Source organism: Bifidobacterium sp. LH_512, from assembly GCF_056356435.1.
This window is the reverse complement of sequence record NZ_JBKEUE010000001.1, coordinates 699,410-714,904: the sequence shown is the minus strand read 5'-3', so window position 1 is coordinate 714,904 and position 15,495 is coordinate 699,410. Positions and strand designations below refer to the sequence as shown.

Genomic DNA, 15,495 nt, shown 5'->3' with positions numbered 1-15,495 from the left:
CACGTTTTTGAAATATGCGATTACGGTCGGGAACCTTCCACAACCGGCAACGGCCCCCCTTCAAGGAAGCATGACCACTTGCCAGTGTGGCATGCGGCGCCAACCTGATCGACTTCAATCAGCAGCGCATCGCCGTCGCAATCCAGCGAAACCGACTTCACATACTGAAAGTGGCCGGACGTATCGCCTTTACGCCAGTATTCCTGACGCGAACGCGACCAAAAGGTCACACGGCCTTCCGTCAACGTGCGGCGCAGCGCCTCATCATTCATATAGCCGACCATCAGCACGTCCTTCGAATCGTACTGCTGGATTACCGCGGCCACCAATCCCATGCCGTCACGCTTCAAACGTTGCGCAATGCGTGGGTCCAACACCGTGGAATTATCGTATTGTTCCGTCACCATGGTTTCTTTCCCCATCTCGTATCAGCGAACGGTGTATCCCGCCGCGCGAATCGTGTCTTTCACCTCACCAATGGTGACCTTGCCGTAATGGAAAATCGACGCCGCCAATACCGCATCCGCTCCAGCCTCAATCGCAGGCGGGAAATCAGCGGCCTTGCCGGCGCCGCCGGATGCGATGATCGGAATCTTCACTTCACGGCGTACCGCGCGAATCATTTCCAAATCGAATCCCTGCTGCGTGCCGTCAGCGTCCATCGAATTGAGCAGAATCTCGCCCGCGCCCAACTCTTCGGCGCGCTTCACCCACCAAATGGCATCAATGCCGGTCGACTTGCGGCCGCCCATGGTAGTCACTTCAAAACCGGATTCGGTATGGCGCTCCCCCTGCTCGCGGCGAGCATCCACAGACAGCACCAACACCTGATTGCCAAAGCGCTGAGCGACGCGGCTGATCAGCGTTGGATCATTGATTGCGGCGGTATTCACGCCAACCTTGTCGGCACCGCAGCGCAGCAGTGAATCGACGTCCTCCGGCGTGCGCACGCCGCCTCCGACCGTCAACGGAATGAACACCTGCTCGGCGGTACGCGACACGACGTCCACCATCGTGCGACGATGCGAGCTGGATGCGGTCACATCAAGAAACGTCAGCTCATCGGCGCCCTGTCGGTAATATTCGCGCGCCAATTCAACCGGATCGCCGGCATCGCGCAGATTCTCGAAATGCACACCCTTGACCACACGACCCGCATCGACATCAAGACACGGTATGACTCGCACCGCCAGCGACATGATTCCCTCCTGACCGTATAAACCGACCGTATAAAAAATCAACGGACACATTCCCTGATACAGGGGGCGTATCCGTTGCTTATTGTTCGTGAGCGAAGCTGCAAGCCATGCGATCAGTCCATATTCTGGACCGGCTTCTCCTTTGCCGCCAACTGGCCGCAGGCGCCATCGATGTCTTGGCCGCGCGTGTCTCGCAAGGTCGCGGTAATGCCGGCATTATGCAGGATTTCAAGGAAACGCCGTTCGTCCTCCGGTTTGGAGGCCGTCCACTTTGAACCTTCAATCGGGTTGAGCGGAATCGGATTGACATGTGCCCAATTATCGCCGTAATGATTCAGCCTTTTAGCCAACAGTCGGGCATGTTCCGCCTGATCGTTGATGCCGCGCATCAGCGCATATTCGATACTGACGCGACGCTTGGAAGCGAGGAAGTAATCATGCGCCGCATCCAACACCTGTGTGGTGTTGAAACGCTTGTTCATCGGCACCAGCTCATCACGCAGTTCGTCGCTCGGCGCGTGAAGAGACACGGCCAGACGGACCGGAATGCCTTCTGCGGTGAGCTTTTTGATGCCCGGCACGACACCGACGGTCGACACGGTGATGTTGCGCGCTGAAATACCGAAGCCTTCCGGCGGCATCGCGCTGATCTGGCGGACGGCGGAAAGCACGGACTTGTAATTGCCCATCGGCTCGCCCATGCCCATGAACACGATATTGCTCAAACGGCCGGGCCCTCCTGCGACTTCGCCGTCACGCATCATTTTCGCGGCGACGCGCACCTGCTCGAGGATTTCACCAGCCGACATGTTGCGGGTCAGGCCAAGTTTGCCGGTCGCGCAGAACGGGCATCCCATGCCACAGCCCACCTGGCTGGAAATGCACAATGTGGTGCGCGTCGGGTACCGCATCAGCACTGATTCGATAAGGGACCCATCGAACAGTCGCCACAGTGTTTTGATGGTGGTGCCCTGATCGGCGACCTGCCGAGTCACTTCCTCAATCAGCGTCGGAAAGAACGCTCCGGCTGCTTCGGTGCGCTTGGCTGCGGGGAAATCCGTGAATTCTTCCGCGTTGACGTCGAAATGACCATAGTAATGATTGGCTAACTGCTTGACGCGGAATTTCGGCAGACCCAATTCTGCGGCACGCTCGATGCGTTCCGCTTCGCTCATATCGGCGAAATGAACGGGAGGCTTGCCTCGACGGGCGTGGTCTTTGGACAGCACGTCACGGAATGCGCCGGAAGTGCCGCCCGGTGTGATGCCGCTTTCCGGGGAGTCATTGGAAGCAACTGATCTGAATTCGCTCATTGATTCTTTCCGATGAGATGAATTGGTTGTTTTGATGTTTTCACAGGCCGGTGGCCCACAACAACACGCAGATGAACGGCGCGGACAGCAGGATGGAATCGACGCGATCCATGACGCCACCATGGCCCTTAAGCAGGTGTCCCATATCTTTGATGCCGATATCGCGCTTCAGCATCGAAGCGCACAGGTCACCGAATGTACCGACGACGCCGGTCATTATGCCAATGGCGATCGGAGCCCACCAATAGGTCGTGAATTGCGCGGAGTCATATGTGCAGGCGAAAATCACAAAAGCGCCGACCATGGCGAACAGCATCGAACCGACTAGGCCTTCCACTGACTTCTTCGGGGAAATACGGGGAGAAAGCTTATGCTTGCCCAGCCATGCGCCGGCGATCAGACCGCCGGTATCGCTTAAAGCGGGAAGGAACACCAGCATGATGGCGTGGGCGACAGGATGGCCGTTGAAGGTCAGAGGCATCACCAAACATGATGCCAAAAGAGCGATGTAGAGCACGGTGAACATTGAAACCGCAACATGGCTCAGACGGCTGTGATGCTGCTCGCCTTCCTCATGATTGAAGGAGGATTCCAATCGTGCGCCGGCGTCGGTATACGACAGCTTGTTGGCTACGGCCAAGCTCAGACGGCTGCCGATGGAGATCTTTGCGCTGGCTGCGATTGCGACCAGCAGCAGGGAGACCAGCACGCATACGGACATCGCCACGATATGATGCGGCGAATAGTATGTGATCAGCAATGTGGCCGCGGAACATAGCCACAGCATGACCACCGGAATATGCAATCCGGCGGTGGCGAAATCGACGCGCAACTCCCACAGCGCCAACATCATGAATGCGACAATCAACAGGACGAACAGGTCGATGCTGATCAGCAGACATGCCACGATAACCGCTACAAGCAATGCTCCTGTGGCGATGGCCTGAGGCATGTTGCGTCCGGTTTTCTTATTGATGTCGGCAAGTGTCTGCTCGGCTTCCCGTTCACGCTGTCCGCGCTGTTCCAATTCACGCTCCTTCATTGATGCACAAGCCGCAATCGACGTGGCAATTCGCAATCGACATGATAACTGCGCCCGTCAAACTCATATGAAGTCAGATTTTGACGGGCGCAGCATTCATCCATGGAGATCAGACCTCCATGATCTCCTTCTGCTTGGTTTCCAGCAGAGCGTCGAGTTCATCGGTCGTGGACTTGGTGATCTTGTCGAGTTCCTTGAGCAGACGATCGCCTTCGTCTTCTCCCATTTCGCCGTCCTTGACGGCCTTGTCGATGCCTTCCTTGGCCTTGCGGCGAATGTTGCGCACAGCGACCTTGCCATCTTCAGCCTTGCCCTTGGCAAGCTTGACGTATTCCTTGCGGCGTTCCTCGGTCAGCTCCGGCATGGTCAGACGAATCACGTTGCCGTCGCGGCGCGGGGATGCGCCAAGATCGGAGTCACGCAGCGCCTTTTCGACGGCGTTAGCCTGGGATGCGTCGAACGGAGTGATGGCCAGAGTGCGCGGCTCCGGCACACCGATGGTGGCAACGGCTTTCAGCGGCGTCGGGGCACCGTAGTAATCCACGGTGATGCCGTTCAGCAGTGCCGGGTTGGCACGGCCGGTGCGGATGCCCGAGAAGTTTTCCTTCGTCGATTCGATGGTCTTGCCCATCTGCTCCTTGGCCTGATCTACAAGATTCGCCATTGGTTGCTCCTTTGATAGGTGTTTAGGTTGAATTGTACTTACTGATTCGTCATTGAATGCGGTTGACATACGTCAACGGCCATATTCAACGTGGTCAGGCAAGCGTCGCATCGTACGAGGACACCAAAGTGCCGATATTGTCTCCGACAAGGGCGCGAGTCACATTGCCTTCTTCTTCCAGACCGAACACACGAATGCACTGCTTGTTGTCGCGGGCCATGGATAGCGCGGACGCATCCATCACCGCGAGGTTGTCGACAAGCGCACGGTTGTAGTCCAAAGTCTTGAAACGCTTGGCCTGCGGGTCCTTGCGGGGATCGGCGGTGTACACGCCGTCGACGCCGTTCTTGCCCATCAACACTTCATCGCAATGGATTTCAAGAGAACGCTGAATGGACACCGTGTCAGTGGAGAAGTACGGCATGCCGGCACCGGCGCCGAAAATCACAACACGTCCCTTTTCCAGATGACGAATGGCCTTAAGCGGAATATACGGCTCGGCGACCTGTCCCATCGTGATGGCGGTCTGCACACGGGTCGCCTGGCCTTCCTGCTCCAGGAAGTCCTGCAACGCCAGACAGTTCATCACCGTGCCGAGCATGCCCATGTAGTCACCGCGGGATCGATCGATACCTGCCTGCTGCAGTTCAGCGCCGCGGAAGAAGTTGCCGCCACCAGTCACGACCGCGACCTGTACGCCTTGCTGAACCGCCGGTACGATTTCTTCGGCGATGCGACGCACCACCTTCGTATCGATGCCGACGCTGCCGCCGCCGAACGCTTCACCAGACAGCTTCAGCAAAACCCTGCGGGGCTTGCCGGATGTGTTTTCGCCAGTCATACACAGCCTTTCTTGCCTGAAAAACCACGAAAATTACCGTCTCTCAGACTATCTGCAAACGAAGACAGTGGAGAGAAAATCCTTGACATCGCATTTGCCGCCGGGTGAATCAACAATGCGACGATGGACATCAATCATTGTTCGGAATCATCACCGTAGGAATCTCCGTACTCACCGTCATACGCGCCGCCGGCGTACGATCCCGCACCACCATCGATGAATTCACGTGCCGTCATGCCGTTTGCGCGGCGTGATTGGTCAACCGCTTCCTGAAGCAGCTGTCGAATCGCGAACCCGTCGATGACATTCGTCAAGCGGACGACGCCGTCCTGAGACGACCTGTCCCGCGTGTTCAGCACCAATGTCGACATGCCGAACACGCGCTGCAGCAATGTGCGTTCAATACTGATATCGACGATGCGGAACAGTTTGATCAAATTGAAGCGTTCATTGAGGATGCCGCTTTTAATCGATAATTCCTGATCGGTCAGTGTATATACGGTGAAGGTGAATGGCGTGCGACACCAGTTGCGTTTTCGTTGACGCCACAATATATTGCCGTTTGCTAGTTTGGACATTCGTTGTCCCTCCCATCATTAGACATGGAGTGTCCACTCCAGATTACCCGTCAATGATGCGGTCTTCGACTATTCAAGTCCGGAGTGTGTTGATTGCGTCTTTACGGCACCCCGGAGATTGATGTAACGTAAAGAGGCTACGCATCATTACGATGCGTAGCCTCTTTACGTGCAATTGTCACATCAGACGAGAGGAATGAACGTCAGTTCACTCAGCTTCGCCCTTGCCGACCTCGACGCGGGCGAAGGCCACAGCCTGGCCGCCCACTTCCTTAAACAAATCGCCGACGGTCTTGGACGGATCCTTGACGTAGGCCTGTTCCAGCAGCACGTTCTCCTTGTAGAAGGCGTTCAGACGGCCTTCGACGATCTTCGGAACAATCTTCTCCGGCTTTCCTTCGGCCAGGGACTTCTCGGTGGCGACGCGGGTTTCGGATTCCACGACCTCAGCCGGGACGTCCTCGCGAGTCAGCCACTGAGCACCCATTGCGGAGATCTGCAGAGCGGCTTCGTGGGCCACAGCGGCACCGGCCTCGTCGGTGGCGATCATGGCGACGATGCTCGGCGGCATCTCAGCGGACTTCTTGTGAGCGTAGATCTCGACGTGCGGGCCTTCGACCTTGGCGAACTGGCCGACCTTGACATGTTCGCCGAACAGAGCGGCGGCTTCTTCGATGGCTTCCTTCACGGTGCCGTTTTCGGCGGCGGCTGCGAGCAGCTCGTCGGCGTTGTTGGCTTCAGCCTTGACAGCGTAGCCCAGCACTTCGTTGGAGAAATCAACGAACTTCGGGGTCTTGGCCACGAAGTCGGTCTCGGAGTTCAGTTCGACGGCGTAGCCGGTCTGGCCTGCTGCGGATTCGACGACGGTGGAGGCGATGGTGCCTTCCTGAGCCTTACGGCCTTCACGCTTACCAGCGGCCTGGATGCCCTTGGCGCGGATGATTTCCTTGGCGCGTGCGACGTCGCCTTCAGCCTCGGTCAGGGCCTTCTTAACGTCCATCATGCCGGCGCCTGTCTCTTCGCGCACCTGCTTGATCAGAGCTGCAGTGATTGCTGCCATTGGTTTGTCTCCTCTAAAAAATTACCTATCCCAGGATGATGGGAGGTTGTGCACCTCCCATCATACCCAAGGTTTTCACTCAGCCTTGGCTTCGCCTTCAGCTTCAGCGGCCGGAGCGCCTTCGGTCAGCAGCTCCTTTTCCCAAGCGGCCATCGGCTGCTCGGATTCACCTTCGGCCTTGGCGCCCTTGCCGGAACGCTCCAGCAGGCCTTCGGCCACTGCGTCAGCCATGAGGCTGGTCAGCAGTTCGATGCCGCGGATGGCGTCATCATTGGCTGCGATCGGGTACTCGACGGATTCCGGATCGGCGTTGGTGTCGACCAGGGCGATGACCGGAATGCCCAGCTTGTGAGCTTCTTCAACGGCCAGGGCTTCCTTGTTGATGTCGACGACGAACATCGCGGAAGGCGTACGGGTCATGTTACGGATACCGCCCAGCTGCTTGGCCAGCTTGTCCTTTTCGCGCTCGAGGAGCAGCAGCTCCTTCTTGGTCAGGCCGGAGCCGCGAACGTCGCTGAAGTCCATCTCTTCGAGTTCCTTCAGACGGTTCACACGCTTGGACACGGTCTGGAAGTTGGTCAGCATACCACCGAGCCAACGCTCGGAAACGTACGGCATGTTCACACGGGTGGCCTGAGCGGACACAGCTTCCTGAGCCTGCTTCTTGGTGCCGACGAACAGCAGGGTGCCGTTGTGGGCGACGGTGGCCTTGATGAAGTCGTAAGCCTTGTCGATCTGCTCAAGGGACTTGAACAGGTTGATGATGTGGATGCCGTTGCGCTGGGTGAGGATGAACTGCTTCATCTTCGGGTTCCAACGGCGGGTCTGATGGCCGAAGTGCAGGCCGGCCTTCAGCATATCGCTCATATTGATCTGAGCCATGGTATTACTACCTCTTTCTTGTCGGTTCTTGCCTGGCCATGCGTACCTGCGTGCAGCCTTTCCGATTCGGAGACGGCCGACCGACACAGGTCGTCGCGAGCATGGCGCGAATTTTTGTGTGTCGGTTGACGATATCGGTTGGCTTTGAACGGTTGCGACTCCGCTCTTTGCCGGGATGACACACGAGGATTCACGATATCATATGGCCCCGCCATATCGCATTCGATAATGGCGGGGCCATGTGTTGTTTGCCGTCAAGCGGTCAGCTGCAAATCAACTGCGAAATCACGAATCAGCGACCCGATCGCATCATGCGCATCGCGGCGCGGCGTTCTTCCTTCTCCAGACGGTCAAGGTAGACGTGGCCGTCCAGATGGTCGCATTCATGCTGCAGCATGCGGCCCATCAGACCGGAGCCTTCCAAAACGACTTCGTTTCCTTCCAAATCGATGCCGCGTACGCGGGCATAGTCGGCGCGACGCGTCTTGTACCACAGTCCCGGCACGGACAGGCAGCCTTCGTCACCGTACTGTTCGCCGCTTTTCTCTTCCAGAACAGGATTGAGCACGTAACCGATTTTGCCGTCGATATTGTAGGAGAACGCGCGCAGGTTGACGCCGATCTGATTGGCCGACAGGCCTGCACGACCAGGATCGTTCACCGTGTCCAGCAGGTCCTGAACCAGACGTTCCACCGCCGGCGTAATTGTCTTGATCGGATCGCACGGGGTGCGCAGAACCGGGTCAGGTACGACGCGAATTTCACGAATTGCCACTATTGTCTCCTCACTGCTGTTCCGGACGCGACGCGGAATGCGATGCCGCGGCGTCGGCCGTATCCGATTCGTTATCGTCGGACTGCTTCTTGATTTTCTCCTGCACGCTGTCAAACGCCTGACGGACCTTGGGGGTCATGTTTTCGGATGCCTGGCGAACGTTTTCCGAAGCCTGCTGCAAACGCTCCGCGGTTTTGTCAAGCAGCTGCACCGTCTTAGGCAGCGGCTTAGCGGGATCCTTCGGCGCGTACAGCACATTGTCAATCACTTCGGCATAGCGTTGCAGTACCTTGGGACGAACCATTTTCATGCTGGCGGTCAACGTTCCGGCATCCTGCGTGAATTCCTCGCTCAGCACCGCGAATTTTCTTACCGACTCCGCGCGCGAAACCGTTGCGTTGGCCTTGTCGACGTACTGTTGGATGAATGCGCGCAACGCATCGTTCTGTGCGATGCGTTCCATCGGCATCTGCGCGTCCAATCCCTGATTGGCCAGCCAAGAGCGGGTCATTTCCGGATCGAGTTCGATCAGTGCGGAGATGAACGGCTTGCCGTCTCCCACGACAACCGCATGCGAAACAACCGGGCAGGTGTTGATGATGTCCTCCATCGGGGCAGGGCTGACGTTCTTGCCGCCGGCGGTGATGATGATGTCCTTCTTACGGCCGGTGATGTAGACGAATCCGTCATCGTCGATGCTGGCCAGATCGCCGGTGTGCAGCCAACCGTCCGACATCTTGACTTCGCTGGTCATCTGAGGATTGCGATAGTAGCCGAGGAACACGTTGGGGCCGCGCACCAAGAGCTCGTCATCGTCGGCGAGGCGGGCTCCCATGCCGGGGCCTGGCTTGCCGACCGAGCCGACGCGATTGTCGTCCTGCCAATTGACCACCATCGGAGCAGCGGTTTCGGTCATGCCATAGCCCTGAATGAAGGTGATGCCGTCCATGCCGTTGAAGAAATGCGCCAGATCAACATTCAGCGGGGCGCCACCGCAGGCAAGGTAGTGCAGGTTGGGACCTAGGGCGGAACGGATGGATTTACCTACGGTCTCCATGAAGAACGCATGCTGCAGCCGTTGAGCGAACGGATGACGCACGCCGTTCTGATCGTCCTTCGACCAACGCACGAAATGATCCACGGCCTTGGCGAAAACACGTCCTTGCAGACCCGCACCGGCCTTCTGCGAGGCGGCGTTGTATACCTTTTCGAATACACGCGGCACGCCCAGCAGATAGGTGGGCTTGAAGCTGCGCAGATCGGCCAGCAGATGTTTGGCACTGGGAACATAGCCGACCACGCCGTGGCCGCCGATGGCGACGTACTGAATGTATCGGGCGAAGCAATGCGCCAACGGGAGAAAAAGCATCAGACGATTCGGCTGATACAGCATTTCGTCAAGGATTTCATAGCCGTTGAGCACGATATGCGTGAAATTGCGATTCGACAGCATCGCGCCCTTCGGGCGTCCCGTGGAACCCGATGTGTACACGATCGTCAGCATATCGTCCGCACGAACGCCCTCAATCGCATGATCGAGCTCCTCCTGTGACACGGAATGGCCGAAATCAGCAACGGCGTCCAAGCCGTCGGCTTGGAAATTGAATACATATTCCAAGCCCGGATGATCGTCGCGAATCTGTTCCAGCGTCTGTGCGTGCGCTGCATCTCCGGCGAATGCGATCACCGGCTCGATTTCGTCAATAATCGAATCGGCCTGCGCGGGGGAATCGGTTTCATAGATCGGCACGGTAACCGCTCCGATGGCGGCGCATGCGAAATCGACGATTCCCCACTCATAGCAAGTAGCCGAATAGATGACGACCATATTGCCGGCCTTCACGCCGAGGCCAAGCAGGCCTTTGGCGACCTCCTGCACACGCTGAAGCATCTCCTGTGCGGTCACCGTATGCCATTGTGCTCGCTCATCCTGCCATTGGGCGATCGGATCGTCCGGCGTCTTTTCGGCACGATTGGCCAGTAAAGAGTAGACCGTATCGTTTTCGGTGGTCTCATAACCAGGGTCCGGTATGTATTCTCGCAACGTCATACGTTCAACTATAGCCCCGGCATGACGCAGCGCACGACGCTGTCGGCATGCTCATCCGACATCGGCCAAAGTGCACATCCACCGACTGCCCATACGTTTGAGCACCAGGTTGGCCCAGTAGTCGTCCGGCCCGATGGACAAGTACACCGTCATTTCCAAAGTACTTGCGCTGACCAGCATGCCATGGATCATACGTGGAATGACCGGCAGATAATGCAGACGCACCTTAAGATCGGGACTGTCGCGCATTTCCGTATCCATCAAATAGGTCATCGTTTCGAGTTTCTTGATGCATGACGGCGTCATCACCTGCTTGATGCGACCGAACGGCATACGCCCTCGCACGATATTGGTCGTATTGCACGCCATCCGGCATGTACTCATCATCAGCGCATGACAGTCGTCAGGATTCCAGTCGCTCTCAAAGCAGCATGCGACATGATACGGCACCGGCTCCTTGGCCAGCTCGACGACGATAAAACCGTCGAAACAAGGCAACGGACGTCTTGCCATGGAGAAAAACGGCACATGGAAGCCCGAATCATCATCCGGTTGAATCACTATGTCGTCACTCCGATTTTCAAAATATCCACCCATCATTGCTGTCTCCTTTACTCTCTCATGTCCGCATTGACATGTATCGCGCTCAATGTAAAAGCGCTTGATTCAAGTAGTACGCAAAAGGAGCGTCTCTCGTCAAATACGAAAGACGCTCCTGTGGATAAGTGGAAAACCTGATTGCGGCTTCACTGATCCTTACTGCGAATAATCACAGCCGAAATCGTCGCAAAAGCCCATGTTCTCAGCGATTATATGGGGTTACGGCAACTCCGCAGCGCTGGAAGCTCTTGATGTCCACATAGCCGGTGGACGCCATGGCGCGACGCAATGCGCCGATGAAATTCGTCGTGCCGTCGGCCTTGTGGCTCGGTCCGAACAGAATCTCCTGCAGCGGGGCGACGGTGCCGACATCCGTGCGGAAGCCACGCGGCAACGTTTGGTGACGCGCTTCGGCTCCCCAATGCTTGCCCTGTCCCGGAGCTTCCGCGGCGCGGGCCAGCGGCACACCCAGCATTACGGCGTCAGCACCAAGGGCAAGCGCCTTGATGAAGTTGCCGGAAGTGCCCATGCCACCATCGGCGATAACCTGCACGTAACGGCCGCCGGATTCGTCCATGTAATCACGACGGGCTTCGGCCACGTCGGCGATGGCGGTCGCCATCGGGGCATGCACGCCAAGCGTGGTACGGGTGGCGGAAACGGCGCCGCCGCCAAAACCGACAAGCACGCCTGCCGCACCGGTGCGCATCAGATGCAATGCAGCCGTGTAGTTCGCGGCGCCACCGACGATGACCGGCACGTCAAGATCATAGATGAACTTCTTCAGATTCAACGGCTCATGATCGGTGGACACATGCTCCGCAGACACTACGGTGCCGCGAATGACGAACAGGTCGACGCCAGCGTCGACGACGGTCGAATAGAACTGCTGCGTGCGCTGCGGAGACAGGGCGCCGGCAACGGTCACCCCGGCATCGCGAATCTCATGCAGACGCTGTGTGATGAGCTCCGGCTTGACCGGTTCCGCGTAAATCTCCTGAATGCGGCGCGTAGCCTCCTCAGCCGGCAGCTGTGCGATTTCATCCAGCATCGGCTGCGGGTTCTCGTAACGAGTCCACACGCCTTCCAAATCCAGCACGCCCAACGCGCCCATACGACCCATCGCGATGGCCGTCGCCGGACTCGTCACCGAATCCATGGGAGCGCCGATCACCGGCACGTCAAATTCGTATGCATCGACCTGCCAGTTGGTGCGCACGTCCTGAGGATCGCGCGTACGGCGAGAAGGGACGATGGAAACATCATCCAAGGAGTAGGCCATGCGGCCCTTTTTACCCAAACCGATTTCAATTTCCTGAGACATGCCTTTAAGGCTAGTGCCGAGTGATGACAGCGACGCAACAAGTAATGGACGTCATTTTGGACATATGCCATCACTCGCAACAATCATCCGCTAATACTGATGCCAGTAATCTTCAAACATGCGAGGAGTGCAATCCCATGGCCAAAATCAAAGTCGAAGGCAAAATCGTCGAACTCGACGGCGACGAGATGACGCGCGTCATTTGGAAAGACATCAAAGACCGCCTGATCCTGCCTTATCTCGACGTGAATCTTGAATACTATGATCTGGGCATCGAGAACCGCGACGCCACCGACGATCAGGTCACCATCGACGCCGCCGAAGCCATCAAACGAGAACATGTGGGCGTCAAATGCGCGACCATCACCCCAGACGAAGCACGAGTCGAGGAATTCGGTCTCAAACGCATGTGGAAATCCCCCAACGGCACAATCCGCAACATTCTAGGCGGCACTATTTTCCGTGAACCGATTGTAATCTCCAATATTCCGCGACTGGTACCAGGTTGGACCAAGCCGATCGTCGTCGCCCGCCACGCGTTCGGAGACCAGTACAAAGCGACGGATTTCAAGGTGCCATCGGCCGGACGCCTGATCATCACCTTCCAGCCGGAAGATGGCGGCGAGCCGATCGAACATGTCGTATTCGACTATCCGGGCGCCGGCGTGGCGCAGGTGCAGTACAATTTGGACGAGTCGATTCGCGGATTCGCTCGCGCCTGCTTCAACTACGGTCTGCTGCGCGGATATCCGGTATATCTGTCCACCAAGAACACGATTCTGAAAGCTTACGACGGCCGTTTCAAGGATATTTTCGCCGAAATCTTCGAAACCGAATACAAGGCGGAATACGAGAAGGCCGGACTGACCTATGAGCATCGTCTGATCGACGATATGGTGGCCAGTTCCTTGAAGTGGCATGGCGGTTACGTATGGGCCTGCAAGAACTATGACGGCGACGTACAGTCCGATACCGTCGCCCAAGGCTTCGGTTCGCTTGGCCTGATGACGTCCGTGCTGATGACGCCGGATGGGCAGACCGTTGAAGCGGAGGCCGCACACGGCACGGTGACTCGCCATTATCGCCGCTGGCAGAAGGGCGAGAAAACCTCCACGAATCCGATCGCATCAATCTACGCATGGACGGGTGGTCTGCGTCATCGCGCCAAGCTTGACGGCACGCCGGAAGTGGCGCATTTCGCCGACACGCTGGAGCACACCATCATCGAAACCGTTGAATCCGGTGTGATGACCAAGGATCTGGCCATGCTGATCGGCCCCGACCAGCCATGGCAAGACACCGAAGGTTTCATGAACGTTTTGGATGAAGGTCTGGCGCGCCGTCTGAACGCCTGACGTCGCGGCAACATCGCGAATCATTGCTACTGGAAGGGTCTGATTCTCGCGTGTCCACACGCGAGAATCAGACCTTTTATATATCCGATACTAAAATCATGTCTGCATTCGATGTCCATACATATACAGCAGAGGTCGATACATGGCATTGCACAACGCGGCGACGTTCAGACGATTGGTTGCTTTGATCGTTGGCATGGGACTGGTTCTGGCATCAGGTGCCTGCAGGAAACCCAACGGCACATCGACAAATGGCGATAAGCAGACAACGACTTCCGCCAAAAGCAGCGATCATGGAGAAGTCGCGATTTTCACGCCTTCGGATGTGCTTACCATCTCACAACAAACACCGCTGAATACGTGGAACGCTTTTACCTCCGACTTGACCGCAGCGCTTAAAGACGAGGATGTCAAGCAGAGAGACGTCACAACGCATACCAGCGACACACTGGAGAAGCAAAGCCAAGCAGTCCAAGATTACGTCGTCAAGCGCATTTCCGACGATAAGGCCGACGCCGGTGATGTGACGCTGGTAGTGGCACCCGTATATGAAAGCGACGACGCGGCGCAGCAATACGGTGATTATGTCAGTCGTCATATCGATTGGAGCGACGACGAGAATGCGGCAGTAGACAGCTCCGACAATACCAATGACGACGGGGACGCCGATGATATTAACGCTAATGACGGCACCGATACAGGCAACGCCAATGACGTCGAATCCGATGCCGCCAAGTACATCAGCGCCGCCTCTCGTTTGGTGTCCGCGTTGAATCTGGCTCAGAATTCCGGTATGCATGTCGTGCTGATGTCGAACACCATCGACGGATTCACGCCTGACGCACTCGTACAGGCGTCGGCCGCCGAGCAGATCGGCAACCTACAGGCGAAGCAGCTTGTCAACAAGCTTGCTTTGGATAAGGCCAGCTCAGACAATCCGAAATCCATTGAAGTGTTGCTCCCCTATTCCGATGCAGGTGCGACCGACATGGATTCGGACGCATTCGCTCAGGATGTGTTCCGCGGCATTTGGAAAGTGTTGCAGCCGTATTTCGCTGAAGGTAAGGCGTACAGCCCCTCCGGATTACTGGATGCCGATAGCACCAATGACGACTGGCGTTCCGTCTTGTTCGATGCAGAGGATTCCACTGCGGTGACGCAGGAGCTGGCGACCAGACTGTGCACCGAGGAAGACAGCAAAGACCGCACCACCATCGACGGCATCATCGCCGTGAACGACCGTGTGGCCTCCAGTGTCATCGACGGATTGCATGACATGGGATATGTCGGCTCTTCAGCGGACATTAATCCTTCCATCACCATTTCCGGCATTGTCGATAACATCACCGGCAAGCCTGATCTCAACAGGACCGCAGTCCCCGATCCTATTAAGGCTCCGGAAAACAGTACGGATGACTCAACGAATTCAGATCAATCGGCAGACACCGATTCCGGGGAATACAACGACGCAAACGACCAGTGGCCGATTGTCACCGGATACGGCGCCTACATCGATTCCATGCCGGAAATCGTCAACGGCCACCTGTGGATGACCGCCTTGGAAGACCGCAAGCAGCTTGCGGCAGACACCGCCAAGGTCTGCGTGTCGCTTAACGACGGAATCGCTTTGACCAGTCTGTCTTTCATCACCAAGAAGACCGTCAACGGAGTGAAGGACGTAGCGCTTGTTTCCGAAACCCCTTTGACGGTCAGCGCATCCAACCTGAAAGCGGATCTGATCGAACCGGGATACATTTCATTGGCAGACGCCGGACTGTGACCCGGTATCGTCGGCTAATCGCAAGACGGTTG

The 15,495-nt window shown here is 57.0% G+C and carries 15 protein-coding genes; 2 read left to right on the top strand and 13 right to left on the bottom strand.

What is annotated here, in order from left to right; translation table 11 throughout:
• Positions 1-20: 20 nt before the first annotated feature.
• From hisI to AC1AWD_RS03085, 13 genes are all read right to left on the bottom strand, one after another.
• On the bottom strand, positions 21-407 hold the full coding sequence (gene hisI, locus AC1AWD_RS03145; RefSeq protein WP_476564562.1) for a phosphoribosyl-AMP cyclohydrolase: 387 nt from the start codon (positions 405-407) through the stop codon (positions 21-23).
• A 21-nt stretch (positions 408-428) separates the two neighbouring features.
• Positions 429-1,199: an imidazole glycerol phosphate synthase subunit HisF gene (hisF, locus tag AC1AWD_RS03140; RefSeq protein WP_476563624.1), complete on the bottom strand. Its 771-nt coding sequence runs from the start codon at positions 1,197-1,199 to the stop codon at positions 429-431.
• A gap of 113 nt (positions 1,200-1,312) precedes the next feature.
• The gene (gene rlmN, locus AC1AWD_RS03135) at positions 1,313-2,512 is read right to left on the bottom strand and encodes a dual-specificity RNA methyltransferase RlmN (protein WP_476563622.1); all 1,200 of its coding nucleotides are present in this window, start codon (positions 2,510-2,512) and stop codon (positions 1,313-1,315) included.
• Positions 2,513-2,552: 40 nt separating this feature from the next.
• Positions 2,553-3,554: a phosphatidate cytidylyltransferase gene (locus tag AC1AWD_RS03130; protein ID WP_476563620.1), complete on the bottom strand. Its 1,002-nt coding sequence runs from the start codon at positions 3,552-3,554 to the stop codon at positions 2,553-2,555.
• Positions 3,555-3,663: 109 nt separating this feature from the next.
• Positions 3,664-4,218, bottom strand: a complete 555-nt coding sequence (gene frr / locus AC1AWD_RS03125) for a ribosome recycling factor (RefSeq protein ID WP_476563618.1) — start codon at positions 4,216-4,218, stop codon at positions 3,664-3,666.
• 94 nt (positions 4,219-4,312) lie between these two features.
• Positions 4,313-5,059, bottom strand: coding sequence for a UMP kinase (pyrH, locus tag AC1AWD_RS03120; protein ID WP_476563616.1), 747 nt, complete (start codon positions 5,057-5,059; stop codon positions 4,313-4,315).
• Between the two features lie 134 nt (positions 5,060-5,193).
• On the bottom strand, positions 5,194-5,637 hold the full coding sequence (locus AC1AWD_RS03115; RefSeq protein WP_476563614.1) for a PH domain-containing protein: 444 nt from the start codon (positions 5,635-5,637) through the stop codon (positions 5,194-5,196).
• Positions 5,638-5,845: 208 nt separating this feature from the next.
• The gene (gene tsf / locus AC1AWD_RS03110; RefSeq protein ID WP_476563612.1) at positions 5,846-6,697 is read right to left on the bottom strand and encodes a translation elongation factor Ts; all 852 of its coding nucleotides are present in this window, start codon (positions 6,695-6,697) and stop codon (positions 5,846-5,848) included.
• A gap of 75 nt (positions 6,698-6,772) precedes the next feature.
• Positions 6,773-7,579 carry a 30S ribosomal protein S2 gene (gene rpsB / locus AC1AWD_RS03105; protein WP_476563610.1) on the bottom strand — a complete coding sequence of 269 codons (807 nt, stop codon included), beginning with the start codon at positions 7,577-7,579 and terminating at the stop codon, positions 6,773-6,775.
• 292 nt (positions 7,580-7,871) lie between these two features.
• Positions 7,872-8,354, bottom strand: a complete 483-nt coding sequence (gene def / locus AC1AWD_RS03100; RefSeq protein WP_476563608.1) for a peptide deformylase — start codon at positions 8,352-8,354, stop codon at positions 7,872-7,874.
• Between the two features lie 10 nt (positions 8,355-8,364).
• The gene (locus AC1AWD_RS03095) at positions 8,365-10,404 is read right to left on the bottom strand and encodes an AMP-dependent synthetase/ligase (protein WP_476563606.1); all 2,040 of its coding nucleotides are present in this window, start codon (positions 10,402-10,404) and stop codon (positions 8,365-8,367) included.
• Between the two features lie 51 nt (positions 10,405-10,455).
• Positions 10,456-11,004, bottom strand: coding sequence for a hypothetical protein (locus AC1AWD_RS03090; RefSeq protein ID WP_476563604.1), 549 nt, complete (start codon positions 11,002-11,004; stop codon positions 10,456-10,458).
• Between the two features lie 202 nt (positions 11,005-11,206).
• Positions 11,207-12,328, bottom strand: coding sequence for a GuaB3 family IMP dehydrogenase-related protein (locus AC1AWD_RS03085; protein WP_476563602.1), 1,122 nt, complete (start codon positions 12,326-12,328; stop codon positions 11,207-11,209).
• Between the two features lie 137 nt (positions 12,329-12,465).
• On the opposite strand from AC1AWD_RS03085, the gene AC1AWD_RS03080 reads away from it, so the two are divergent.
• On the top strand, positions 12,466-13,683 hold the full coding sequence (locus AC1AWD_RS03080; RefSeq protein ID WP_476563600.1) for an NADP-dependent isocitrate dehydrogenase: 1,218 nt from the start codon (positions 12,466-12,468) through the stop codon (positions 13,681-13,683).
• Between the two features lie 142 nt (positions 13,684-13,825).
• The gene (locus AC1AWD_RS03075) at positions 13,826-15,463 is read left to right on the top strand and encodes a type 1 periplasmic-binding domain-containing protein (protein ID WP_476563598.1); all 1,638 of its coding nucleotides are present in this window, start codon (positions 13,826-13,828) and stop codon (positions 15,461-15,463) included.
• The last annotated feature ends 32 nt before the right edge of the window (positions 15,464-15,495 follow it).